We start from the raw sequence: 25,155 nt of genomic DNA on the forward strand, positions 1-25,155 counted from the left end.
TGCCGGGGCTTGGGTTAAGCCATCAGCTTCTTCTCAAAGCGGTTGATATCAACATCTGCTCCAATAACGATGAGGATATCATCTTCCCGTATCACTTCATTTGCCTGCGGGGATACGATGATTTCATTTTTTCTTTTAATCGCAACAATATTGATGCCATAATTGGCACGGACATCCAAATCGATAATCGAATTTCCGCCAAGCTTATCGCTGGCCACAATCTCCACGATACTGTGTTCATCTGAAAGTTCAAGATAATCCAGTACATTGTTGGAGACAATATTATGGGCAATTCTTCTGCCCATATCCCTTTCAGGATGGACAACATGGTCTGCTCCAATTTTGCGCAGGACTTTCTCATGATAATCATTTTGCGCTTTTACAGTAATCTTGTTCACACCGATTTCCTTTAGAATCAACGTTGTAAGGATGCTGGCCTGGATATTGTCACCAATGGCGACAATGACATGATCGAAATTCCTGATGCCCAGACTTTTAAGAACATTTTCATCGGTGGTATCCCCGACAACGGCATGAGATGCAATCAGTGCAAATTCGTTCACCCTGTCCTCATCATTGTCGATTGCCATTACCTCCATGCCCTCTTCTGCGAGCGCCCTGCAAATACTTCCTCCAAACCGTCCTAAACCTATTACGGCAAATTCTTTTTTCACGGATATTCCTCCAGCAGTTTCAAAGTTCGTCTCTATTTTATCATAGCTTAACTCTTAGTAGCATTCACTTTTCACCCTTAACATAATCGGCATTAAACAGGAACAGCCTCATCAAGAGGATCAATGACGGGATGAGGAGCAGCAGCCCTGCTATAAATGCCGCAACCAGCGCCATCCCCATTTCAGGATTTGTATAACCTGAATAGATCGTTATGAACGGGTCAAGGATGTAAGGGAGATGGGAAGCGCCATATCCGAAAAAGGCAAAAAAGAATTGAAGCATAACCAGGATAAAACTGGTCCCAAATCTCTTTTTCTTATAAACCATCAGCATAGCGGCCAGAAAACAGAGAAGCGATAAGCCAAACATCCACCAAATCTCTAAAGCATTATTGAAATGGCGCTCATTATGCTCCCTTAATGAAGCAAAGACAAGGAAGCTGGCAAGAATGGTTGGCGGACTCCAGAACAGGGCAAACGTCCTCAGCAGATCCCTTGCTGGAGTGTCTCCAGCCCTGTCTGCATAATAAGTAAGAAATACAGCACTGATAAAGAGCACCGATACAATGGCAAGAATCACCACAGACCAGGAATAAGGGGAGCTTACAAGCTCTCCGGCAAGGAAAATGACCTTATTTCCCTGTTCTTCAATAAATCCCCCTTCAGAAATCGTCAATGCCGTCGACAGTGCTGCGGGTATCAGCAGGCCCGTTGCGCCATAAAGAAACAGATAAAACGAATTGTCCTTTGAGCCATAATTCCCGAATGCATAGAATGATCCTCTAATGGCAAGGAGGATCAGGGCAATGCTTCCGGGTATCAGCAAAGCAGTTCCATAATAATAGGCTGCATCCGGAAAAAAGCCGACCAGCCCGACAAAGAAGAAAACAAAAAAGACATTGGTCACTTCCCATACAGGAGATAGATATCTGCTGATAATGTGGCTGATCACATGCTCCTTCCCTGTGACCCGTCCATAATAAGCAAAAAAACCGGCTCCAAAATCGATTGATGCCACAATAACATATCCATAGAGAAATACCCAGAGAACCGTTATGCCAAGGATTTCAATGCTCATGTCTCCCACCCCTTCCCAGTTTATTGGCCTATGCCCGGAGAGTCCGGGAAACGGTCATTAAATTCGGCTTGTGCCGGCTTATTTCTGAACATTTTAAGCAGCACAGTGACTGTGATGATCCCCAATACAATGTACAAAGCTAAAAACATCAAGAAGGTCACGCCCACATTATCTGCCTGTGTAGCCCCCTCCGCCACCTTCATATAGCCTCTTAATATCCAGGGCTGTCTGCCGACCTCGGCATAGATCCAGCCGAATTCGATTGCGAGCATGGATAGAGGCCCTGAGCAGACAATGAGGAACAGCAGCCACTTTTTAAAAGGGTTAGCCTTTTTCCAATATGACAGAAAGACAAACAGCGCAGAAATGCCGAGAGCAAAGAAGCCGATTGAAACCATCGAATCAAACAGATAGTGGATCCATAGCGGAGGCCGCTCATCTTCCGGAAATTCATTCAGGCCAATCACTTCTGTATCAAAGGAGCTGCCTGCAAGGAAGCTCAGTGCATTTGGTATACGGATTTCATTCCTTATTTCATTGTTTTCATCAATCGTCCCAAAGACGATCAGATCAGCGCCTTTTTCTGTTTCGAAATGCCATTCAGCTGCAGCCAATTTTTCCGGCTGCTCTTTTGCAAGGAATTTTGCTGAAATATCACCTGCAATGGCAGTTGCCAGAGAAAAAAGCAGACCGCAAATCATTGTAAGCTTCAGTGCTTTCCGGTGATATTCAGACCCCCTGCCCCTCAGAATGGCAAAGGCAGCGAGGCTCGCCAGTATGAAAGCAGCTGTCATATATGACGATGTAAGGACATGCAGCACCTTTGACGGGGTTGCCGGATTGAACATAGCAGCGAGCGGGTCAATCTCCGTGATGGTCCTGCCTTCAAGCTTGAATCCCTGCGGAGTATTCATAAATGCATTAACCGTAGTAATGAAAAATGCAGAAGCAGAAGAGCCGATGATGACGGGTATTGAAAGCAGCCAATGATGAAGCGGCTTTTTGAACCGGTCCCATGTATAAAGGTAGATGCCCAGGAAGATGGCTTCAAAAAAGAAAGCAAAAGTTTCCATGAAGAGCGGCAGGCTGATTACATGGCCTGCAATCTGCATAAAGCTCGGCCATAAAAGAGAAAGCTGTAAGCCGATGCAGGTCCCGGTTACTACCCCGACCGCCACTGTGATGGTGAAGCCCCTTGCCCATCTGCGTGCCAGGAGGATATAATGATCATCCTTTTTCCTGATCCCAATGAATTCAGCTGCTGATATCAGCACAGGCACACCAACGCCGATGGTGGCAAAAATAATATGAAAAGCAAGAGTTAAAGAAGTGAGCATCCTGCTCAATGTGACACTATCCAATTCCATCTTCCAGCCTCCAGACATCTATATTTTCATTTTTTGCTTCTTTGGCTCCATAAGAGCATTTTCATTCCGTATGTATGTCCATTATCCTCAGCTGCTTCAGACTGTCTTTTACCCTAATTCATATGGATGCAATCTTATTCAAATGTAAAGAAAGCCTGAAAATATCCCAGCCGCTTGTGCAAATTCAAAAGAAAAAGCCGGAATGTACCACATTCCGGCGTCTTTCGGTCATGAATCCTTTTTCTGTCTATATTTCCTGTAAGTTATATAGCAAATGACCCCAATAACTCCAAGGAGCATAAGCACAGGAAGGTTCCCGGCTACGAACACAAACAGCCCGGAAAATGCAGAAAGCAGGAAGCTAAGACTTTCTGTAAACTGCTCTTTCGTTCTCTCCCACGTTTTCAAATCGGTTTTATCGATTGAAGGGGTCTGATCCTCATAGAGGCTGACCGTTACAGTCGAAAAATCAGTCTGGTTCTTCAAATAGTTGATTCTTCCGGCCAGCTGTTCGATTTCCTCTTGAATTCCGGCAAGGTCCTGTGAAATCTTTAGCAGATCTTCAGTTTTTTCAGCCTTTTCCATAAAAGAGATCAGCCGCTCTTCAACAACTCTCTTGGACCGCAGGCGGGACTCCAAATCCACATATTCTTCTGTCACGTCCTGGCCGCTTACATGTCTGTTATCCACTTTAGAGGCTGTACCTTCAGCATCATTCAAGAATTGATTAAAGTTCTTCTGGGGGATTCTGATCACCAGTGTACCGCTAAGCTGCCTCTCATCATCCCGATAACTGCTGGATTCCACAATGAACCCGCCGTATTGGGCCGCTTTTGACTCGAGTGCTGTTTGTGCTTTCATGAAGTCCTTTACCCTAAGATCCAATTCTGCGTTGTAAATAACCATCCTATCAGCCGCTGTACTCTGATCCGCCCCCTTTGCTTCGTTCCCGCCGCTGCTTATCTCTGACCCAGCATCCTGTTCAGCTGACTCAGCGGCAGACTCAGCTTTTTCATATGAACTCTCAGATTTGCCAGCTGAATCGGAAGCTTGTTCACTTTTGCTTTCTCCGCTGCTGCAGCCGAAGAGAATCATCGAGCTCAAACATATGAATAGCACCACTTTCCACTTCATAACATATCCCCCTTAAAATCGGCTCTTTTATTAGCAGACGCAAAGATTGCAGAAAAGTTACATTTTCATGAAGATTATTACAAATAACACAAAAAGCCACCAAATGGTGACTTTTTTTCAATGAATATAAAGCGAATTATGCAGGCGTTGCCACAGGACGTGGCGTTCTTAGTCTGCGTTCCTTAGTGATCGAGGCTTTTCCGCATTTCTTCCTGTCCAGCTCCGGCGGCTAGAGCCTCGAGTCATAAGCCACGCCAGAATTAAAGGCAAAGAACGCCTTTTATTCTGCCGCATCTTATGCTTGTCGGCTCTGGGCAAGCCGCCTCCGCTTTTCTTTCTGTCCAGCTCCAAAGCCTAGCCCCTCGAGTCATAAGCCAATCAGGCCAGAAGGTTAAAGAACAACCTTCCGTCCTGCTCGTCTTATGCTTGTCGGGGCTGATCGAGGCTTTTCCGCATTTCTATATAGCATCCAGCATTGTAAATTGTGCTTTTACCAGCTGGAAGTATTGGCCTTTTTTGTCCATCAGTTCTTCGTGGCTTCCTTCTTCAAGGATGCTGCCATGGTCCAGTACGAAGATTTTGTCAGCATCGCGTATGGTTGACAATCTGTGGGCAATGATGATGGCTGTCCTTCCCTTTAAAAGGGTTTTAAGGGCTTCCTGTATCCTCATTTCGGTTTCGGTATCAATGCTGGCAGTTGCTTCATCAAGAATCAGGATGCGCGGATCGGCGAGTAGTGCCCTTGCAAAGGATAGAAGCTGCCTTTCTCCGACTGAGAGAATATTTCCCCTTTCCTCAACTTCTGTCTCATAGCCTTTAGGGAGATTGCGGATGAAATCAGCTGCTCCGACTGCCTCGGCCGCACGGATTACTTCTTCCTCAGAGGCATCCGGCCTGCCGAAGCGGATATTTTCTGCAATTGTACCGGAAAAAATAAAAGTATCCTGCAGCACTACGCTGATTTTAGCCCGCAGGCTCTTTAATGAAACATCCCTTAAATTATGACCGTCAATCAAAACCGCTCCTTCGGTAGGATCATAAAAACGGCTGATCAGATTCGCAATGGTTGTTTTTCCTGACCCGGTATGGCCGACCAGGGCAGCAGTCTGGCCTGCTTTTATTTCCAGATTGATCCTGTTTAATGCCGTTCTCTTGGAATCATAGGAGAACTCTGCATCCTTAAATTGAATCTGGCCCTTCATATCATCCAGGACAATCGCATTTTCAGATTCTGACACGATCGGTTTTTCATCAAGGAATTCGAAGATCCGCTCAGATGAGGCCATACCCATCAGAAGCTGGTTATAGACCATACCCAGCCTTGAAATCGGCTCCCAGAACATTCCCAGATAAAAAGCAAAAGATACGAACACACCGATGGTGATGCTGCCATTCTGTATCAAGTGGGCTCCATACCAGATCAGTGCTGCAGTACCGAAAGCATTGGTCAATTCTACAAGCGGCCTGAACATGGCATTTTTTTGTGAAGCCTGCCTCCAGCTTTCGAAATTCTCGTTGTTCACACCATCAAAAAACATCATATTTTCTTTTTCCTGTGTAAACGACTGGGTAACCCTGATCCCCTGCAGACTCTCATTCAAATGGGAGTTGAGCTTTGACTGCTTCAGCCTTACCGTCTGCCAGGACCTCCTGATATTCCTGCGCAGGCTCGTCGAGATAAAAAACATGATCGGCAGAATGACCATAATGGCCAATGTCAGCTGCGGGCTTAACGTGAACAGGATGACAAAAATGCCGCAAAGCAATATAAGGTCCATCAGCAGGTTAATGACACCGTTTGTAAACAGTTCCTGCAGGGAGTTGATATCATTCATGATCCTCACAAGGATGGATCCTGCAGACCGCTGATCAAAGAAACGGTGTGACAGGGTCTGGACATGGGCGAATAAATGCTTCCTTAAATCATAGATAACATTCTGGCCAAGGGCATTCATCCATTTGATCCTGAAAATATTAGCTATATAAGAACTCGTATATAAGGCAGCAATGATAATGACGAGGGTAGTGAGCAGCCCTGTGTCTTTGTCCTTCAGCGCCTTATCAAGTGTATAAACCCCGATCATAATCGGGATGATCAATCTAACTGCAGTCGTGATCAATACCATAAGGATCGACAAAGGGAGCAGCTTCTTGCGGTACGGCTTCATATAGCTGAACAGCCGGAACATCTGCTTCCAGTTAAACGGTTTTTCAATGACATCATCTGTTGAGTAATGGAATCTTTTCAATACTGTTTCTTTTGCTGTCTCCTTCAAGCTCACCCCTCCTTAGCTTATTTGAGATTGGAGGACCTTTTGATGGTCCTTGTATTGAATATCGTAAATCCGCTGATATGGACCGTTATTCTTCAGCAGATCTTCATGCCGGCCCCTTTCAGCAATGCGGCCGTCTTTAAAAACAAGGATTTCATCAGCATGCTTCAAGGAAGAAATCCTGTGAGCGATAATGAAGGTCGTCCGCCCCTTCATGACTTCCTTTAGTGCCTGCTGGATATTAAATTCTGTCGTCATATCCACTGCAGAGGTAGCATCGTCCAGGATAAGGATGCCGGGGTCTGTGCAGATCGCCCTGGCTATTGCGATCCTCTGTTTCTGGCCGCCGGACAGGCCCATTCCTCTTTCCCCGAGCATGGTATCATACCCTTCAGGCAGTTCCATGATGAATTCATGCGCCTGTGCCCGTTTAGCAGCATCCATGATTTCTTCTATGGAAGCTTCAGGTCTTCCATAAGAAATATTTGCTTTAATGGATGAAGAAAACAGGAAAGATTCCTGAAGGACAAAGCCTATTCCGCTTCTCAGCGCTTCAAGTGAATAGTCCCTGACATTTCTTCCATCAATCAGCACTTCCCCTGAAGATGCTTCGTAAAAGCGCGTCATCAGCTGGGTTACGCTTGTTTTGCCTGAACCGGTTGCACCGATGAGCCCGATTGTCTTGCCAGGATGCGCCTTGAATGAAACGTCATGGAGCGCCTCTTTATCTTCCTTTGTGTACTGTAAGGATACAGACTTGAAGTCTACCTCCCCATGGATCCTGTCGGGTTCGGCAGCATGGTCAGTCTCTTTGATTTCATTTTCTGCTTCCAGTATCTCCAGCAGCCTCTCGCCCGAAGCCTTGGCCTGGGAAAATAGATTGATGACAAATCCGAGGTTCATAATCGGCCACATTATATACCATACAAGACTGTAGAATGCTACAAGCTCCCCTGGCTGCAGGGATCCGTCTATTACGAGATACCCGCCATAAGAAAGCAGGAGAACGACACTGAGATTTCCCAGGAACTCCATAAGCGGGAAATATTTTGCCCAGATATCGGAGGTGAATAAATAATTGTCTTTATAGTCCTCATTGGACCGGTTGAACTTCCCTATTTCAAAGTCTTCCCTTGAAAGGGATTTCACCGTATTGATGCCGCTGATATTTTCCTGCACCTTTGTATTCAGCTTTCCGAACGACTTCCTGATGCCCCTGAAGGCAGGATGGACAGCTTTATCAAATTTAAAGGTTACCACAGCAAGAAACGGCAGGGTTGCAAGTGTCACTAAGGTAAGCGGCACTGAGTAATAAAACATAACAGAGAAACTGATGCCGATAAGCAGGATGAAACGGATCAGCTCTGAAAATCCGAAGGACAGGCAAAACCTGAACCCCTCGACATCTGCTGTCAGCCTTGACATGATATCCCCTGTTTTTGCATTATCGTAATACTTGAATGGAAGGAACTGCAGTTTTTCATAAAGTGAGTTTCTCAGTTTATATACGGATGTGATGCCAAATAGATCTCCAGTATATTGATGAATATAAGTTGCAATTCCTTTAACGAACATGATGCCGATGAAGCCGAAAGCTAAATAGGGAATCCATTCATATTTCCCTCCCAGCACCACCTCATCAATGGTCAGCTGAAGAATCATCGGATAAACCACCGTAATGCCTGTCACAGCCAGCAGGAATACCATCGACCAAATAAAATATTTCTTATAGGGCCAGTAATATTCCTTAAGTTTCTTAAATATTTCCAATTCCATTTCCCCCTCTCTCGTTGTTAAGAATTGAAAAATAAAAGACCGTAATACTAAATATAACGGTTATCGAAATAATTATCTATAGTTTTCAATCTGAATTTTCCAGTTTTTTTGACTATTTAAAATCTGATTTTTTTTTTCTGCCGGGAAGGGGATTTGTTGTTCAGCCCGCTGTATGTTTGTTAGAATGAAAAAATGCTTACATATGAAAGGATTGATTTTTTGAATTTAAGAGAAGCTGGAGAGTATTTTGGAAATATTGATTGGGGAGCCCTCGCTTTCTCTGCAGGGGCAGCCATTCTAAAACTTGCAGCCATCTTCATCATTTTTTTGATTGTAAGAGCTGCAGGCGGCAGGCTTATTTCAAAGAGCTTCGACACTTTTGAACAGCGGGAGAATATTTCTTCGGCACGGGCCCAGACGCTTAAAAGCCTGACAAGCAATGTTTTTTCTTATGTACTGATTTTTATTGTTACCGTAACCGTCCTGCAGATTTTTGGGATCCAGGCTACTGCTATCCTGGCTGGTGCCGGTGTTGTGGGTCTTGCTATCGGCTTTGGCGCCCAGGGCCTTGTGAGCGATGTGGTTACAGGCTTCTTCCTGCTTCTTGAGAAACAGATAGATGTAGGGGATTATGTCACAGCTGCCAGCTTTTCCGGCATTGTCGAGCAGGTTGGCCTCAGAACAACGCAGATCAGGGGATTTGATGGAACGCTCCATTTTGTACCCAACAGGGAGATTACGAGCCTGAGCAATCATTCCCGCGGAAACATGAGAGCACTTGTCGATATTGGCATTTCCTATGACGATGACATCGATAAAGCAATCATGGTTCTCCAGGAGGCATGCGACAAGGTGAAAGCGGGTAACGAGAGCATCATGGACGGACCGAATGTGATAGGCATACAGTCCCTTGGCTCCTCGGACGTGGTTCTGCGCATTATAGCAAAAACGCAGAATATGGAGCAGTGGGGCGTTGAACGGGAATTGCGCAAAGCGCTGAAAGAAGCGCTCGACGCCAACGGCATTGAAATCCCGTATCCGCATCAGGTCTATATTGAAAAAAACAGCAGTAATTGAAGAAGGCCGGGCAAGTGTTTATCGGGCTGCAAAATTTTATATTAAAAAAGGATGGTCCTCATCGGATCATCCTTTTATCTTTCTTGCAGCTTTATTGGTTCCCTTTATATTCCAGATAAGCCGTCATATAAGAGATTGCTTTTTCTATTGCCTCTTCCTTTGGCTGCAGCCGGGAATGATGCAAACCGAATTCCGAATCTGCCCCCAGCCAGAACATGAACCCCGGAATTTCGCTCAGCATATAGCCAAAATCTTCGCCTGTCATCGCTTCCTTGCATTCAATCACCTCTGCTTCAGTTCCGGTGCGCAAAAAGTCCATGAACTCCCTCGTGAGCACTTCGTCATTATAGACCTGATGGTACATGGCACCATAATCTATCGTCGCTTCGCATTCAAAGCCGGCTTCGGTGCCTTTGACCAGAGCCTCTATCCTTTTCTTCACCCTTGCCATGGATTCCACAGAAAGGGTCCTGATTGTCCCCTCAAGCCTTGCTTTCTCGGCGATAATATTCTGGACCGTCCCGCCGGTGATTTTTCCAATCGTAATGACCGCGCTGTCCAGAGGATCAACATTTCTTGCTATGACCGTTTGAAGCTGTGAGACAAGTGAGCATGCAGCGACTATCATGTCATTTGTTTGATGAGGATAGGCGGCATGCCCTCCTTTTCCCTTTAAATCAATAAAAAGCTCTGAAGTATTCGCAAAGAGGAGCCCTTCTTTAACGGCAACCGCCCCCGCCGGGTATTCTGGAGCGATATGGAGTGCCGCAATCATATCAGGGCGCCATTCTTTCATAATATCCGATTTCAGCATCGGCTCCGCACCGCCAGGTCCCTCCTCTGCAGGCTGGAAGATAAACAAAAGATCATCTTTTACACGGTTTTCCGAAAAATAGGCAATAAGGCCAAGGGCAATGCTCATGTGGAAATCATGTCCGCAGGCATGCATATTGCCTTCATGCCGGGATGAAAATCCGAAGCCCGTTTCCTCGGTAATCGGAAGGCCGTCGATATCAGCTCTATAGCCGATCAGTTTGCCAGGCATTGTCCCGTTCAGTTTCACAAAAATGCCTGTTTTCCATGTTCTGATCTCCATATTGGCCTGGTCAAGTGTCCCCAGATAATCAAGCAGATACTGCTGTGTTTTGAACTCTTTATATCCCAGCTCGGGAATCTGGTGCAGATCCCTTCTAATCTGAATGAACCGATTCATATGTTCTCTCTCCTTTAAATGTGAAAATCCTGCGTAAAAAAGGTACAAAAAAGGACCGGTCTCCCTTTTGGAAGGCACGGTCCTCCAGCCTGCCTTTACAGCTGGCGAAGCTCCTGCTTGATTTCAGTCTTTGATTTTGTCTTTTCGTCAATTTCCTTGATGACGCGTGCCGGAGTGCCAGCCACTACTGTGTATGGAGGAACATCATCAATAACAATGGCGCCTGCTGCAACAACAGCACCCTTGCCTACTGTAACGCCCTCCAGGACAACGGCATTTGCTCCGATGACTACGTCATCTTCAACGATAACCGGCTTGGCTGAAGGCGGCTCAATGACACCTGCAAGAACAGATCCCGCCCCGATATGGCAATTCTTCCCGACAGTCGCACGGCCTCCAAGGACCACATTCATATCAATCATCGTGCCTTCGCCTACAACCGCTCCGATATTGATGGAAGCACCCATCATGATTACTGCATTGTCCCCGATTTCAACCTGATCCCTGATAATGGCACCCGGCTCGATCCTCGCCTTGATGTTTTTCATGTCAAGCAATGGGATCGCTGAATTGCGGCGGTCATTTTCCACAACATAGTCTTCAATCTGTGAAGCATTTGCTTCAAGCGCCTGGCTGATTTCAGCCCACTCTCCAAACACTACTGCAGTATTGCCGGTTAAGAAGGTTTTAGCAGACGGACCGAAATCCAATCCTTCCAAATCGCCCTTTACGTATAATTTAACCGGTGTTGATTTTGTGCTATTTTGTATGAATGAGATAATCTCATTTGCGTCCATCATTTTCATGTGACAGGCCTCCTATGTATGTAACTAGCATTACTTTAACAAACAAAAGCACCGAAAACAAGAAAAAAACCTAATTTCCCCCCTCTTCTACATGCTCTCTTATCAATTCCGCAAATGCTCTTACCTGCTTCAGCCTGAAGGCAGACTCATAGCCCAGCAGCCAAGTATCCCGTTCTATTGGTTCATTGTTCTCATCCAATAACGGAATCTTAAATATATCCTTTTCTGCTCCGTTAAGCGTGATTGCCGGAAGGATGGCATAGCCGATGCCATTAAAGGCCATTTGTTTGCATGTTTCAATCTGATCTACAACAACAGTCCTTTTAGGCGGGGTCTTGAATTGCCTCATCCACCAGTCCTGGATTTCCTGATAATAATTAGAGTCGCTTTTGAACTGGATGAATGGCCGGTCTGTTTCAAGCACCTGCTCAGGCCGGGTGATTTCCTTGTCAACAAGGTAGAGGCTGTCCTTGAACAGATGGATTTTGACTCCCTTCCAGTCAGGAGTTCCGCGAATGATGCCGATATGTACCTGATCTTCATACAGAGATTTGGAAATTTCGCTGCTCCAGCCTGTCATAAGGGATATTTTAGCCTGAGGATACCGGCTGATATACTTTTTCAAAACCTGGGGAAGCCAGTTCTGCCCGACAATGGAAGCAACGGCCAGCTTTAAAGTCCCATGCACCTCTGAGTTAAGGGCCCCGATGGATTCTTTGACCTTTTCTTCTCTTCCAATGACCTCATTGGCAAACTGAATCACCAGCTCGCCGGCAGGGGTCAGGGTAAGACCCTTCTGAGAACGCACAAACAATTTGGTTTCCCATTCTTTTTCAATCGACTGCAGCCTTTGCGACAGGGCAGGCTGTGAGACAAAGAGCCGTTCCGCCGCCTTTCTCATATTCATTTCCTGAGCCAGGACCGATAATAGATGAAATTCAGAAAGTGCTGACATATAATCTTCCCCTTATTCACTTTATAACTTTTTCTTATATTATATCTTAAAAATTTCCGATTTTCATTATGAACATGAAATGAATACAATGATAGCGAAGGAGGGATGAAATGGAATATACTCTTTTAATATTTATAGGTTTTTTGTCTGCTTTTATCGGAACACTTGCCGGGAGCGGCGGACTTATCGGAATGCCCTCCATGCTCCTGCTCGGCATTCCTGTCCACACTGCAGTTGCGGCGGCTAAATTTTCAAATATCTTCAGTTCTTTCTCCAGCTTTTTCTATCTGCTGCGGAAAAGGGAAATTGGTTTGAGAGACTGTTTACAGACTCTGCCTTTCGGGCTTGCGGGAGGAGCCACAGGCGCTCTACTGGCCAACAGCATCCCGGAAAAAGCCATGACGATGCTTGCAGCTTCCCTGCTGGTTTTTGCGCTTGTCATCACAATGCTGAAGAAGCCGGCGGAAACTGCCGGCGAGTCAGGCATCACACCGCGATTATTTCCGTCCATCTATTTTATAGGGGCATATGACGGGCTCTTTGGACCTGGCCAGGGAACCCTGCTTATGTATACCTTTTTGAATAAGGGATTTAATTATATCAGGGCGGTGGCTTTCAGCCGATTCCAGACATTCATCAGCTGCTTTGCATCGTTCACAATCTATCTTGCAGCAGGAAACTTCCAGCTCAGGCCTTCCCTCTGTCTGCTGACAGGATCTCTCCTCGGTGCCCATCTCGCTGTCAGGGCAGCTGGTAAAATCAATCCCCGCTGCCTGAAAAGGCTTCTTCATGGTATCACCATTCTCCTGATCATCCAGCTGTCAGCAAGACTGCTGCAATGATGCAGCCAAACTCTTTGTAAAGAAAAAAACAGCCCCCTCAGGAGCTGCTGAAATTATTTCCTGTTCAGTCTGCGCACATGCTTGTTCAGCCGGTCAAGGAGTGCTCTCCTTGTTAATATTCCCTCAAAGAAACCGTCATCATTTTCGACGCAGACAAAGGGATGATCAACCAAAAGCTCTATTGCCAGCTTCATATCCGAATCTGCTTTTAGGCGGGGAATATTTTGATTCATGCATGCCTCCACCCGTTTTTCCTCCAATTTTTCAAACTCGATCCTTTCGATCCCGAGGATGGAATCCATGATGGAAGGAGTGCCTATGAGGCCGTGGAGTTTATAGCCTGGATCCAGTACAGGAATCGCTGTATAGCCGCTTTTGGTCAGCACAAGCACGGCATGCTCCAAGGTATTGCCAATTTGTACATGGGCTACCCTTTCAGAAGGGATCATAAGGTCCCTGATGCTTATTTCCAGATACTCACTACTGTGAAGACTTATCATAGCCGAAACTCCTCAAATGAAAGTGTTTACTTTTTCATTTTATCATATTTTTTCGGCGCTGGCCTTCTTACCCTTTGCTGGTAGGAATATCTTTTATGGTAAAACGGCATTTTGGGCATCTATAAATAACATTCTGGTTGGATTGTGCCGTTAATACCTGTTCCATGCTTTCATCCTTATGGCATTTCGGACATTCAACTGTCGGAAACATGGCTTCACCCCTTTTATCTATTAGGATAGACTGATTTTTGAAGTTTATCCTGATGCATAGGCAGGCATACTCATGGAAAACGCAAAAAAGGAACCTCGAGGGTTCCTTTAAAGGGAATTGCGTTATTGGATGAGATCAAAGATTTCAATTGTAATCATATCCATATTGTCAAACTGGTATCTTTTTGGCTTTTCTTTGTCATTATATACTTCCAGCTCGTATGTCTCTGTTTTTGGATGATAAGTAACCTGGCATTTTCTTTCGCCATTCACCTCAAAGAAACGCTGGGCGGGTTCCCCGCTGCTTGACTGTTCCTGTAAATTCTTTAGACGTGTTAATATACCTTGAAGCTGTGACATGCTCCCTCTCCTTTCGAACAAAACCAAATCAAATATATGCCGCCATTATATATGAAGGACATTGGAAACCAAATTCCAATCGGCAGCATCGGCGGAGCTGCTCCATCCTTAAGCCGGCGAACCTGCAAACGGGAAAGCTCCGTTCCTTTTCCTTCATACAAACCTTCATCTTGCTCTTAGGTTTCACTTTCAGCATGTTTCTATCCCAAAGATTTAAAATCAGAATATTCGAACCGTAATTCTTTACATGCCAATATTAACAGCATAAAATAATGACATGCTTTGTACAAGCAAAAGCTTCGGAAAAGGACGTGATTTTTTTGCAAAAGCCGGCAAAGTTAGCCGAAAAGCTTTTTTTAATCGATGGTTACGACCTGAATATGGAAGAGCGGACAGGAACTTACATATTGGCTGAAGACAGCCTTGCCATCATTGAAACCTCAGCAAGCCCTTCAGTCACAAGAATCCTTGATGGGCTCGAAGCGTTAAACCTCTCTGTCAAAGAAGTGAAATATATCATCCTCACCCACATTCACCTTGATCATGCCGGGGGAGCTGGACTTTTGCTCAAATCATGCCCGCAGGCAAAAGTGATGGTCCATCCAAAGGGCGAAAAACATCTGGCAGATCCATCCCGCCTGATTGCCGGAGCAAAAGCCGTATACGGCGATCAATTTGAAGCTCTCTTTGATCCGATACTCCCAATCCCGCCAGACAGGCTGGAAGCAATGGAGGATGGAAGGGAGCTGAGGCTGAGCGATACATGTACACTAGCCTTTTTTGATACACCAGGTCATGCAAACCATCACTTCAGTGTCTATTATCCCCCTGAAAACGGAATGTTTACAGGCGACACGGCTGGCATCTTCTATCCTCAGCTTTATAGGGAGGGCACTGAATTTTACTTGCCTTCCACTTCGCCAAATCAATTCAGTCCTGAAAAAATGCTGGCTTCCATCTCTTTGTATGAATCAAGAAAACTTGACTGCCTTTTCTTCGGGCACTATGGCATATCGCGAAATCCTGCAGAAGCATATTTTCAGGTCAGGAGCTGGCTTGAAATATTCATTGAAGAAGCAGAAACAGCCTTTCACGCCGCTTCACATAATGAAGCACCTGGCCAAATAGCCTCTCGCCTCAAAAAGAGGGTCTTTGCCCATTTAAGCCAAAAGGGCATTGCGGACGACCATCCTATATACAGCCTGCTGTCACTTGATTTAGAAGTGTCAGCGATGGGGCTTGCGGATTATTTGGCAAAAAGGGACAATAAAACGGAAAAACTGCGGTAAAGAGCATAATAGCCTTTCATTAAAATATGGTATATTTGATGTGCAACGAAAATTAAGGAGCAAATTCAAATGAAGCAAATTACCCTATATTCTCAGCCAGACTGCCCGCCATGCGAGATTTCCAAGCGCTTCCTCCAGGAATACGGCTTTTCATATGAAGTGAAGGATATCAGCACCGATAAAAAAGCCAGAGAAGAATTAACCAAAAGATATAATTCCTACTCCACTCCAACCTTTGTGATCGATCAAACCGTCATAACTGGTTTTGACCTGGAAAAGTTAAAAGCAGAGCTGAATATCGAATAGGAAGAAGAGCAGGCTGCAGCCTGCTCTCTTCTTTATGCCTCCATCAGCAGCAGCCTTTTATCACTGCCGCTCAGGGTCAGGCCGGGAACCGGCAAAACGCTGCCGGCCATCGGTTTAAGATTATCCGCATCCCTTGAGAATCCGGTCCTGCCATTGGATCCTTTGTATACTAAATCAGAAGTCGCACTTGATAATATATTCAGGGGCGCCTCATCATAAAGCCATTCTGCCACTTTCCAGCCTGAATCAGTTTTTTCGATCCGGATGCCTTCATAATGTCCTGCATAAGCAGTTGGACCTTCGTTCATTGCTGGAAAATATTCAAATACAAGAATTTTTTCAGGATCAATGACCACTTTCGTCTCCTCCGTAAACTCAAAGAACGGTATATAATACAAACCAAAGTCAGTTCCGTAAATAATATTCCCGTTCCCTTCCTCTGACAGGTTCTCCTGCAGAAAGAGGCTTGCATAGCTGTCTGTAAAATAAGGGTCAAGAACAGCTTCTATCTCTTCCAGCGATCTTGGCTCCTCACTCAGAGATGTCTGCGCTTCAAAAGCACTTTCCAGGAACTGCAGCACCTCTTCCCTGTTTTCCAGAGCATGGTCTTCAGCAGCTTCTGCACCTGCCTTCGGAAGCATAAACGCCAGAATGGCTGCAGCAGACAGGATAATCATCCTTTTTATATACACAAATCCTTCCTCCTCATTGTTTATTTGTCATAATCCTTAAATTAAAAAACAAATGAATTTTTTAGAACAGTTCTTACATTTATTAAAGAAATTACCCGATTTAAGGAAGGACTAACAGTTTTCAAGGAATTTCACCTGTGCATTTATTGGAAGGACAAAAGCGCAAGCTCTTAATCATCCCGACAAGCATTAGACGAACCTCCCAGAAAGGCGTTCTTTGCCTTTTTGGGAAGTTTGGCTTGTGACCTCGGTGGAGCTGCTGGACGTTGATGAAATATTCCAAATAATTCACAGACATACTTTTAATAATTTCTTGGATAATAGGATTTATTAAACATTATTGTTGATTTGTCGCTGTATTTCAGCCAGCAGCCCCAAATCAACAGGGAACACTAACACAGCCAAATAATAAAAAGAGACTGCCTGAACGGCAGTCCCTCCTTTTCATATCAGCTACCAGCTGACTGTAGTTGTGTAGTAGGCAATAAAAATGACTAAAAGAATGAAGCAGATGGCATATGTCAGAATGACAGGATTCCGGATGTAAGGATGATCCTGCACCTGCCGGGAAATGCTTGAATCCATTTCTCCCTTTACCGCTCTCTGATTTCGCGCGATGGACATCGTATATAATAAGCCGGTCAGCAGAATGCCTGCAGCGATGATCAGAAGGATGGTCATAAAAGCGCTCATTTGAATTCCCCCCGGGAAAGTAGTATTCCTAATGTGCCACTTACCTTCAGGGACTATACAGGAAAAATCTTATAACAGACCTTCCTGGTCATACAAGAAAGAATAAGCAATATCTATGAAAAGGTAATCCTTTGAATGCAAAGGGAAAGAAAAAGTCCTGATGGTTTCCCCTGTTTCAATATCACTGTACAGATCAGACAGGATTCCTTTTTGGTCATTTCTCATCCTCACTATGTTTTCAAGGAAGTATGGGCGCCAGCTCCAGTTCTTCCTGTAATATTTATGCTGGATGATCCAGTCTCCATCCTTTTTGAAGATATTGGGGGACTGCTGGAAGCCTTCCACATCGCATACGTACATCCTGAAAGCAACTCCATCCATTTCCCCCGACAATGCCAGCAGAAGCTCTTCATAATCCTGAATTTTCTTGTACTTGGACAAAAGCTCCTGGATTTTAGTCTGAAATCCTTCAGCAGCTGCATGGATCTTTTCCAGCTTCTTTGTTTCATGGAGGATAAAACGATGGAATTCAGTTTTCAGCTTTTCCTTCAGGTAATCTTTCTCGATAGTAGCAGCCTGGGGTGTGGACAAATAAAATCCCTGGTAGTATCTTCCGCCATTTTTCCAGGCGAACTGCAGCTGGTACACCATTTCAATATTTTCAAACAGGAGAGTCGCCCCGATTCTTCTTGCCAGGAGGGAAAGAGAATACAAAATATCGCGGTAGGATGCAGCTGACGCATTCGACCTGAGACCCTTTAGGTCCGCTTTAATGATATCAGGGGAAAGCTGGCCGATCCTGTCAAGCCTGCTGCTGTCATTCCCCATATTGTCAACGGCTATCTTGATTCCGTACGTCCTGTAGTAATTAAGGAGGTGATCGAGGTGTTCAAGATCTCCCTTGTAGTTTCTTTCGGTAATCTCGAGTACAATTCTTTCGGGGCTGATGCCTTTATCCTGGTATTGCAAAAGGAGCTGCAGGAAATGCTCCCCGGAATCGTGCATGAGAAGACTGGCGTCCCGGTTGATGAAAATGAGCTCTTCCCCTTTCCTGCCGGCAAAATGATCGAGTGCTTTCATCAGGACCGTGTTATCCACTTCAAGCCTGTATTCTTCGGGGATGCTGTCATCCAGAAAAAACGGGCCAAGGCTTTCGGCCGAGCCGCCGGCAGTAAATCTCCCCAATACCTCATAACCGATAACCTTATGTTCGTCAGCACTGAATATGGCCTGGAAATGCGGTATAACGCGGTCAAGTTCTGTTAATATATCCAATGCATCCATCGCTTTTCCCCGCCTTTCATTTTAATTATTGGAGCCTGCCAAACAGGATGTAAGCACTCCCCGCAGCAGGCATATGGCCAAGTTCAACACCGCCGGAATAACTTTGGCCAGCCATGATAAAAATAAAACTGGAGCCGTTTCTTGATCTGGCATGGCCTGTTTTCGGAACGCCGGATAGAAGGAAGGGCCAGCCTTGAAAAATATGTATATGATCATCTTAATGCTTCCGCTGCTGGGCTGCAGCAGCCACCTCGACAAACAGGGGTCTGCAATGAAGGGCCAGTCTTCGGGTGAGATACAAGAAAACCTGTCAGCAGGCAAGGAGACTGCCGGGCAGCCTGAAAATGCTGCCGGCAGGGAGAAGGTTATATTGGATGTTCCGCTGATAAAGCAGAATCCTGAGCTGAAATATGGCTGTGAAGTGACGAGCCTTGCCATGATGCTCCAATACGCAGGAGTCAAGGCTGATAAAATGGACCTTTATCACAAAATAAAAAAAGATCCTGATCCAATTATAAAATCAAACAGGGATATTGTTCAATGGGGAAATCCTGCCCACGGGTTTGTCGGGGACATGACCGGAAAGCAAGCGGGCTATGCAGCCTTTGATAAACCGATCTTTGAACTGGCCCTGCAGTACCTTCCTGGCAGAGCAGTGAATCTGACGGGGAAATCCTTTGAAGACATTCTGTCACACGTAAGCCAGGGCTATCCTGCAGTAGTATGGACAACAGGTGATTACAGGCTTCCTGACCGATGGGAATCCTGGACGCATGAAGGAGAGTTAATTAAAACGCCGCTCGATTTGCATGCGGTAACCCTTGTAGGCTATGACACACGGTTTGTTTATATAAATGACCCGCTGTCAGGGAAAAAACAGGTGCGCATCACAAAAGAAAAATTCAAATCCTCATGGCTTGCATTGAAATCCAGGGCAATTAGCTATAAATAAGAAAGAGCAGCGGCCTGATAGGCCGCTGTTCTCATAGCAGTTAAAAAGGATGCTGGTTGAGCCACTGGCCCCCATCCATTGAAATACATTCACCATTAATATAGGCAGCTTGTTCAGAAAAGAGGAAGAACGCAAGCCCGGCAATTTCCTCCGGCTTTCCAAGCCGGCCTAAAGGGACACTGTTCAAGGTTCTTTTCGCTGCTTCCTCTGACTCCCAAAGCTTTTCTGCACCGCCTGTCCTTTCAATAGGACCTGGCGCTATTGCATTAACACGGATGCCATACTTCCTGCCCCACTCAACAGCAAGCGTCCTTGTCATTGAAAGAACCCCCGCCTTAGCAGCCGCCGAGTGAATCACCCCCGGCCCGGCATCCCAGGCATAAGTGGCAACCATGTTGATGATGCTGCCTTTAATGCCCTTTTCAATCCAATACTTTCCGATTTCGCTGCTGCAGTAAAATGTTCCATTTAAAACGATATTAATGACTGAATTCCAGCCATTGGCGCTCAGGCTCTCTGCCGGGCAAATGAAGTTCCCAGCAGCATTATTGACAAGAAAATTAATGCTGCCAAAAGTATCATGTGCTTTTTCCGCCATCGCTTTAACATGCTCAGGCTCCCTGACATCCATTTGAAAAGGAAGCACTTCTCCCTTCGTTTCGATTTCCTTTTTAGCTTCCTCCAGCTTTTCCTTGTTGCGGCCGGTAATCATGACATTTGCTCCAGCTTCCGAGAATCTTTTTGCCATATATTTGCCCATCCCGCTCGATCCGCCGGTCACTATGACTGTTTTGCCTTCCATGAAAATCCCCCTCAAAAAATGAATAGTCGTTCATTATTCTATTTTAACATAAATATAGAATTTTCTAATATTTTTATATAAAATTATTAGAAAGAGATTTGGACAGAGTTTTTTCTAATTATTTCCTTTAATGTCACCTTGTTCTTCTATTTGCTGCGAATTGCCGCCTTCTTTTCCCCGCACTTGTCTGATAGTATAAATACGTATATTCATATATAGATAGGCTGGTAGATATATGACTAAAAAAATATCACGAAGATCATTTCTGAAAACAGCTGCCGGGTCTCTTTTGACAGCATTGGCGGCAGGCTCCGGAAGCTATTATTACGCGCGGGAGATTGAACCGAAGTTACTGGACACGGCCGTCCATAAGATAATAGATCCATCCATCCCGCAGGCCTTCAATAATTTCAGGGCTGTGCAATTCAGCGATACCCATATAGGCTTCCAGTACACGCTCGGCCAGCTTGAAAAACTCGCCGGCAAAATAAACAGCCTGGAGCCGGACATCATCTTCTTTACAGGGGATCTGATGGATGAACCTAATAAATTCATGCAGGCAGAGCAGATTGTCTCAATCCTTGAGCAGCTTAATGCCCCTTTCGGCAAATTTGCCGTCTACGGCAATCATGACCACGGCGGTTACGGGTCCGATATCTATAAAAATATCATTGAAAAAAGCGGCTTCAGACTCCTCCTCAATGAGTCTCATCAAGTGAAGCTTGGAGAGAACAGCATTTATATAGCGGGAGTTGATGATGCCATGCTCGGAAGGCCCGATTTGAAAAAAACGGCAGGAAGCATTCCGGAAGGACACTACAGCATCCTCCTGTCACACGCTCCGGACCTGGCAGACAAGGCATATGAAAATTCCTTCCACTTTCAGCTGAGCGGCCACAGCCACGGAGGACAGGTTAAGATTCCGTTTTTTGGGGCACTGGTCACCCCGCCTTATGGACAAAAATACTATGAAGGCTTTTATACAATCGGCGACACAGACCCTTTGACTCTTTATGTCAATCGAGGGCTCGGCACTACAAGGCTTCCATTCAGATTTTTATCCAAGCCTGAGCTGACACTTTTCACCTTCCATTCCTCCTGAGAGCAGACATCTGCACTCAGGAGGAAAAATACAGCCGCTGGTGCATATGCTGTAATAAACCTGTGAATGGAGTGGCTGCTTATCTACCATACAGTAAGGCAAGGTGAAACCCTGACAAGCATCTCAATGGACTACCGCCGCCCGATTGCCCAGTTATTGGCCGCAAACCCGCAAATCAGCAACCCCAATCAGATTTTTCAAGGGCAAAGAGTGATGATTCCCGGACTTCCTGAGCCTTCAGCAATCCCGTATTCAATAAGCATTACGTTATCCACCCGCCGCTTGTCCCTCCTTAAAAATGGAATCCTGCAAAAAACCTATCCTGTCGGCATCGGCAAGATGCTGACACAAACACCGCCAGGCGATTATGTAATTGTTAATCGCGAACCCAACCCTGGCGGTCCTTTTGGCATCATGTGGCTTTCTTTATCAAAAGCAGGCTACGGGATCCATGGCACCAATAACCCTGCTTCCATCGGCAAGGCAGTCTCCAAAGGCTGTGTGCGGATGAATAACCAGGATGTACTGGAACTTTCCGGAATTGTACCAAATGGAACACGGGTTATGATTAGAAATTGAAAGAACCCCATCCTGCAAAGATTGGCAGGATGGGGTTTTCCATTTTGATTAGAAATATTGGCTGCCCGTAATCTTTCTATTAGTTTCTTCCTGCCGGATTTTCAAACAAATCAAAAGATAGGCTTTGTTAAACATTGCTGTTGATTTTGGGCTCATCTTGTGAAACTCTCGTTTGCGCGCATTTCTGCAGCCAGATATTCGTCCTGCCGAAAGAAATCTCGCTTTTTTGGCCGCAGGACGAATATCTGGCTAAAAATGAGCCCAAAACCAACAAGGTACACTAACACAGCCAAAATATAGAAAAGCCTATTGTGATTTTCTTCCATCTAATGTATCATATTGATATATCAAGTCGATATATCAATATGATATGTGGAGGGATTATCTTGTCAACTGAACACAGCTTACTTGCAGTACTAAGCTTTTGGCCCAGCTCTGGCTATGATATTAAATCAGAATTTGAACATAAAGCAGCAGGGCTTTATTGGGGCATGAGCTATGGAAGCATTTATCCGAAGCTGAAAAAGCTGGAGGAAGAGGGATATGTATACTCAATGGAAAAAGAGGAAAATGGACGGAATAAAAAATTGTATGAACTGACGGAAAAAGGGTGGCAGGAATTTGAAGAGTGGCTGTGCACCCCGCCAGCATACCCGGCAGTCAAAGATGAACTATTCATGAAAATGAGCACCTGGCACAAGGATATGGATACCCGCCATTTAATCAGCCATCTCGAGAAAAGAAAACGCGAATCCGAAGATATCCTTGGTTTCGTGAAAGAATGGCCAAGGAACGGGATTTCCTATGTCAGCAGTATAGGCATGCTGACGATCCGCTATGCAGAGATGCGGCTGGAGACGGAGCTGAGATGGATCGACGAGAGCATATCCATATTAAAAGCCGGGGAATTGCCCGAAGGCCAGGATCCAACCGGGGCAGAGAAAAAATTGCTGTCCAGGCGCAGGGAATCGCTCGGACTGAAATCGGAGGATGAATAAATGAAAAACGGCATTTTCTCCCCGTTGAAAGATAAAGCCTTCCGTTCCCTTTTTGGGGCGCAGGTCTTTTCCGATTTAGGTAATTGGCTGGATTTTGTGGCATTGCAGGTCATTGTTGTCTATTACTGGGGGCTTGGCGAATCTGCCATTGCTGCCGTTATCATCACTCTTGGTATTCCCTGGGTCTTGATCGGGCCGTTTGCAAGTGTGTTTGTTGACAGACTGCCAAAGAAAACTTTGATGATGGTTTGCATGTTTTGCAAAATTGTATTTGTCGCAGGACTTTTCTGGTCGCCAAATTTGTATGTACTGCTGCTGTTTGTCTTTTTAAAAGGGACTGCTGCTGCTCTTTATGACCCGGCAAGGCAAAGCATGATCCGGGCAATTGTGGCCGAAGATAAGCTGCCGGAGGCTGTGACGCTGAGCCAGCTGTCAGTGAATACCATGAAAATTGCCGGTCCTGCGCTTGGGGGCCTCCTCATGGCCGTATTCGGTACCAAGAGCCCGTTTCTGTTTGAAGCGGCCGGTTTTCTGGTCAGCATCCTCTTTTTGGCCTCGCTGCCGGCATCCAAAGGATTGCCTGCCGATGCAGAAACCGCAAAAAGGACCGGTGAGAAAGAGCAAAGCTTTTGGACAGATTTCGCAGCTGGCATCAGGCATATTGCCGGCACACGGCTATTGAAGATTTCTATTCTGCTGTCTTCTGCCGCATTTTTCATCATCTTCCTATATGATGGACTGTTTATCTTTGTCGCAAAAAATCTCGGATTCACGCAAGAAAGTTTCACCTTTTTAATCAGTGCTGTGGGCCTTGGGAGTGTTGCCGGGTCACTGGCGCTTGGAAAATGGACTTTCTGGAAAAAGGGTCCGATCCATTTAATGTCTGCTTCAGCATTTATCAGCGGACTTTTTATTATCCTGGTCGGATTGGGCAGCTTCGGCATCCTTGATCTCCCCCAAATAGTCTGGCTTGCAGGTGCCTTCCTGCTCGGCTTTTTCGGAGCAGGTGAAGCTGTTCCATATGGTTATGTGCTGCAGTCCGAAACACCGCAGAAAATGATGGGCAGGGTATCTGCTGCAGCCATGGGCCTGCAGACCTTCGCGATGCTGATTGCACCTGCTGCGGGAGCCCTTCTGGCCAAATTATGGGGTGTATCTTATGTTATGGCTGGTGCAGGAAGCGCCACTTGCCTAATGGGGGCTCTAGTGCTGCTCTACGTACTTAAGAAGCTTAAAGCGTCAGCTCCGGAGAAATCAATCAGCCACTCCGTCTGATAATCTTTCCAAAAACCAGAAGGAAGAGGTATAATGAATTATATCTCTTCCTCTGGCAGTTTTATGGAAGACATGACTTTTAATCTGCGGAAAAAGCTGGTACAATGTTTTCTATTATGTTTAAAGATTAGAAAGGAGCCAAAACATTGAATTCGGACAAGAGTCAGACCCCCCGGCTGCATTCAACGGTTGAAAACCTCTCTCAAGCCATCTTCACTGTGAACCGCCATGCGAAAACAGCGACAAACCCTAAATTTTTATATAAACTGAAGCACGAAGCAATCCTGAAGCTGATTAAAAACGGAGATGCCCGTAAAATCGGCCTTCACTATTCCGGCAATCCAAGATACAGCCAGCAGCAATCAGACGTCCTGGTGGAGTGCGGGAGCTATACCTTCCACATCCCTCCTGCCAAAAAGGATTTCGAGGACCTTCCCCACCTCGGGAAGCTTGATTCCGCCGTGCGCAATCCAAAAACCCGGCTTCCACTCGGACAAGCAAAAAAACTCCTGTCTTCTTATACAGGATTAAAGGAAGAATCGGAAAATCAGCAGCATGATAAAAAGAAGAAATACCAAAAACCGGTATTCAAGAAACTGGGAGAAAGCTACTAAGAAAAGCGGAGGGCGCTTGTTCAGCCCCGACAAGCATAAGACGCTCCAGGATAGAAGGCGTTCTTTGCCTTCAATCCTGGAGTGGCTTATGACTCGAGGGGCTAGCGCCCGGAGCTGGACAAATCGAAAAGCGGAGGGCGCTTGCTCAGCCCCGACAAGCATAAGACGCTCCAGGATAGAAGGCGTTCTTTGCCTTCAATCCTGGAGTGGCTTATGACTCGAGGGGCTAGCGCCCGGAGCTGCAGAAAAGCGGAAAAACCTCGCTCAATAAAGGCACGGACCAAAAGCACCAAGTCCTGCGCAA

General features: G+C 45.6%; 25 protein-coding genes. 10 read left to right on the forward strand and 15 right to left on the reverse strand.

Annotated features, from left to right (window positions below; all coding sequences use genetic code 11):
• Window positions 1–14 precede the first annotated feature (14 nt).
• The 6 genes from Q9R36_RS03745 to Q9R36_RS03770 all read right to left on the reverse strand — a co-directional run bounded on the left by Q9R36_RS03745 (window position 15) and on the right by Q9R36_RS03770 (window position 8,296).
• Window positions 15–674 (reverse strand): potassium channel family protein, encoded by a 660-nt coding sequence (locus Q9R36_RS03745; RefSeq protein ID WP_022543668.1) that lies wholly within the window; start codon window positions 672–674, stop codon window positions 15–17.
• Between the two features lie 64 nt (window positions 675–738).
• Window positions 739–1,752, reverse strand: coding sequence for a cytochrome d ubiquinol oxidase subunit II (locus Q9R36_RS03750; RefSeq protein WP_101550712.1), 1,014 nt, complete (start codon window positions 1,750–1,752; stop codon window positions 739–741).
• Window positions 1,753–1,772: 20 nt separating this feature from the next.
• Window positions 1,773–3,119 (reverse strand): cytochrome ubiquinol oxidase subunit I, encoded by a 1,347-nt coding sequence (locus Q9R36_RS03755; protein ID WP_022543667.1) that lies wholly within the window; start codon window positions 3,117–3,119, stop codon window positions 1,773–1,775.
• A 228-nt stretch (window positions 3,120–3,347) separates the two neighbouring features.
• On the reverse strand, window positions 3,348–4,253 hold the full coding sequence (locus Q9R36_RS03760; protein ID WP_248137315.1) for a DUF4349 domain-containing protein: 906 nt from the start codon (window positions 4,251–4,253) through the stop codon (window positions 3,348–3,350).
• Between the two features lie 458 nt (window positions 4,254–4,711).
• Entirely contained in the window at window positions 4,712–6,529 is a 1,818-nt protein-coding gene (locus Q9R36_RS03765; protein WP_311224552.1) for an ABC transporter ATP-binding protein, read from the reverse strand.
• Between the two features lie 12 nt (window positions 6,530–6,541).
• On the reverse strand, window positions 6,542–8,296 hold the full coding sequence (locus Q9R36_RS03770; RefSeq protein WP_311224553.1) for an ABC transporter ATP-binding protein: 1,755 nt from the start codon (window positions 8,294–8,296) through the stop codon (window positions 6,542–6,544).
• A gap of 198 nt (window positions 8,297–8,494) precedes the next feature.
• Between Q9R36_RS03770 and Q9R36_RS03775 the strand changes: the two genes are divergently transcribed.
• A complete protein-coding gene (locus Q9R36_RS03775; RefSeq protein WP_009794323.1) occupies window positions 8,495–9,379 on the forward strand; it encodes a mechanosensitive ion channel family protein in 885 nt (294 codons plus the stop codon).
• A 91-nt stretch (window positions 9,380–9,470) separates the two neighbouring features.
• Here the strand turns inward: Q9R36_RS03775 and Q9R36_RS03780 are convergent, their stop codons facing one another.
• The 3 genes from Q9R36_RS03780 to Q9R36_RS03790 all read right to left on the reverse strand — a co-directional run bounded on the left by Q9R36_RS03780 (window position 9,471) and on the right by Q9R36_RS03790 (window position 12,353).
• Window positions 9,471–10,592, reverse strand: a complete 1,122-nt coding sequence (locus Q9R36_RS03780; RefSeq protein WP_022543663.1) for an N-acetyldiaminopimelate deacetylase — start codon at window positions 10,590–10,592, stop codon at window positions 9,471–9,473.
• 95 nt (window positions 10,593–10,687) lie between these two features.
• The gene (gene dapD / locus Q9R36_RS03785) at window positions 10,688–11,398 is read right to left on the reverse strand and encodes a 2,3,4,5-tetrahydropyridine-2,6-dicarboxylate N-acetyltransferase (RefSeq protein ID WP_009794321.1); all 711 of its coding nucleotides are present in this window, start codon (window positions 11,396–11,398) and stop codon (window positions 10,688–10,690) included.
• Between the two features lie 70 nt (window positions 11,399–11,468).
• Entirely contained in the window at window positions 11,469–12,353 is an 885-nt protein-coding gene (locus tag Q9R36_RS03790; RefSeq protein WP_009794320.1) for a transcriptional regulator CcpC, read from the reverse strand.
• 110 nt (window positions 12,354–12,463) lie between these two features.
• Between Q9R36_RS03790 and Q9R36_RS03795 the strand changes: the two genes are divergently transcribed.
• Window positions 12,464–13,195, forward strand: a complete 732-nt coding sequence (locus Q9R36_RS03795; RefSeq protein WP_009794319.1) for a sulfite exporter TauE/SafE family protein — start codon at window positions 12,464–12,466, stop codon at window positions 13,193–13,195.
• 53 nt (window positions 13,196–13,248) lie between these two features.
• On the opposite strand, the gene cbpB is transcribed toward Q9R36_RS03795, so the two are convergent.
• Window positions 13,249–13,695, reverse strand: coding sequence for a cyclic-di-AMP-binding protein CbpB (gene cbpB / locus Q9R36_RS03800; protein ID WP_009794318.1), 447 nt, complete (start codon window positions 13,693–13,695; stop codon window positions 13,249–13,251).
• Window positions 13,696–14,028: 333 nt separating this feature from the next.
• The gene (locus Q9R36_RS03805) at window positions 14,029–14,265 is read right to left on the reverse strand and encodes a YkuJ family protein (RefSeq protein ID WP_094768870.1); all 237 of its coding nucleotides are present in this window, start codon (window positions 14,263–14,265) and stop codon (window positions 14,029–14,031) included.
• Between the two features lie 320 nt (window positions 14,266–14,585).
• On the opposite strand from Q9R36_RS03805, the gene Q9R36_RS03810 reads away from it, so the two are divergent.
• Both Q9R36_RS03810 and Q9R36_RS03815 read left to right on the forward strand, forming a co-directional pair.
• Window positions 14,586–15,554, forward strand: a complete 969-nt coding sequence (locus tag Q9R36_RS03810; protein WP_035402799.1) for an MBL fold metallo-hydrolase — start codon at window positions 14,586–14,588, stop codon at window positions 15,552–15,554.
• 69 nt (window positions 15,555–15,623) lie between these two features.
• Window positions 15,624–15,860: a glutaredoxin family protein gene (locus tag Q9R36_RS03815; protein WP_009794315.1), complete on the forward strand. Its 237-nt coding sequence runs from the start codon at window positions 15,624–15,626 to the stop codon at window positions 15,858–15,860.
• Window positions 15,861–15,892: 32 nt separating this feature from the next.
• Here Q9R36_RS03815 and Q9R36_RS03820 read toward each other — a convergent pair whose 3' ends face one another.
• From Q9R36_RS03820 to Q9R36_RS03830, 3 genes are all read right to left on the reverse strand, one after another.
• Complete coding sequence (locus Q9R36_RS03820) at window positions 15,893–16,552, reverse strand: DUF3993 domain-containing protein (RefSeq protein WP_148950211.1); 660 nt, start codon at window positions 16,550–16,552, stop codon at window positions 15,893–15,895.
• 453 nt (window positions 16,553–17,005) lie between these two features.
• Window positions 17,006–17,245, reverse strand: a complete 240-nt coding sequence (locus tag Q9R36_RS03825; RefSeq protein ID WP_311224554.1) for a hypothetical protein — start codon at window positions 17,243–17,245, stop codon at window positions 17,006–17,008.
• Between the two features lie 69 nt (window positions 17,246–17,314).
• Window positions 17,315–18,529: an EAL domain-containing protein gene (locus tag Q9R36_RS03830; RefSeq protein ID WP_009794312.1), complete on the reverse strand. Its 1,215-nt coding sequence runs from the start codon at window positions 18,527–18,529 to the stop codon at window positions 17,315–17,317.
• A 193-nt stretch (window positions 18,530–18,722) separates the two neighbouring features.
• Between Q9R36_RS03830 and Q9R36_RS03835 the strand changes: the two genes are divergently transcribed.
• On the forward strand, window positions 18,723–19,481 hold the full coding sequence (locus Q9R36_RS03835) for a C39 family peptidase (RefSeq protein ID WP_311224555.1): 759 nt from the start codon (window positions 18,723–18,725) through the stop codon (window positions 19,479–19,481).
• 40 nt (window positions 19,482–19,521) lie between these two features.
• On the opposite strand, the gene fadH is transcribed toward Q9R36_RS03835, so the two are convergent.
• Entirely contained in the window at window positions 19,522–20,283 is a 762-nt protein-coding gene (gene fadH / locus Q9R36_RS03840; protein WP_224950141.1) for a 2,4-dienoyl-CoA reductase, read from the reverse strand.
• 235 nt (window positions 20,284–20,518) lie between these two features.
• Between fadH and Q9R36_RS03845 the strand changes: the two genes are divergently transcribed.
• The 5 genes from Q9R36_RS03845 (at window position 20,519) to Q9R36_RS03865 (ending at window position 24,851) form a co-directional block, all read left to right on the forward strand.
• The gene (locus Q9R36_RS03845; protein WP_094768868.1) at window positions 20,519–21,385 is read left to right on the forward strand and encodes a metallophosphoesterase; all 867 of its coding nucleotides are present in this window, start codon (window positions 20,519–20,521) and stop codon (window positions 21,383–21,385) included.
• Between the two features lie 66 nt (window positions 21,386–21,451).
• Window positions 21,452–21,964, forward strand: a complete 513-nt coding sequence (locus Q9R36_RS03850) for a L,D-transpeptidase family protein (protein ID WP_187445445.1) — start codon at window positions 21,452–21,454, stop codon at window positions 21,962–21,964.
• A 386-nt stretch (window positions 21,965–22,350) separates the two neighbouring features.
• Window positions 22,351–22,962, forward strand: coding sequence for a PadR family transcriptional regulator (locus Q9R36_RS03855; RefSeq protein WP_022543658.1), 612 nt, complete (start codon window positions 22,351–22,353; stop codon window positions 22,960–22,962).
• On the forward strand, window positions 22,963–24,237 hold the full coding sequence (locus tag Q9R36_RS03860; RefSeq protein WP_009794303.1) for an MFS transporter: 1,275 nt from the start codon (window positions 22,963–22,965) through the stop codon (window positions 24,235–24,237). It abuts the gene before it with no gap.
• 146 nt (window positions 24,238–24,383) lie between these two features.
• Entirely contained in the window at window positions 24,384–24,851 is a 468-nt protein-coding gene (locus Q9R36_RS03865; RefSeq protein ID WP_009794302.1) for a YkyB family protein, read from the forward strand.
• Window positions 24,852–25,155 lie beyond the last annotated feature (304 nt).

The sequence above is a fragment of the Bacillus sp. AG4(2022) genome, assembly GCF_031844465.1.
GTDB classification, from domain to species: domain Bacteria; phylum Bacillota; class Bacilli; order Bacillales; family Cytobacillaceae; genus Bacillus_AB; species Bacillus_AB infantis.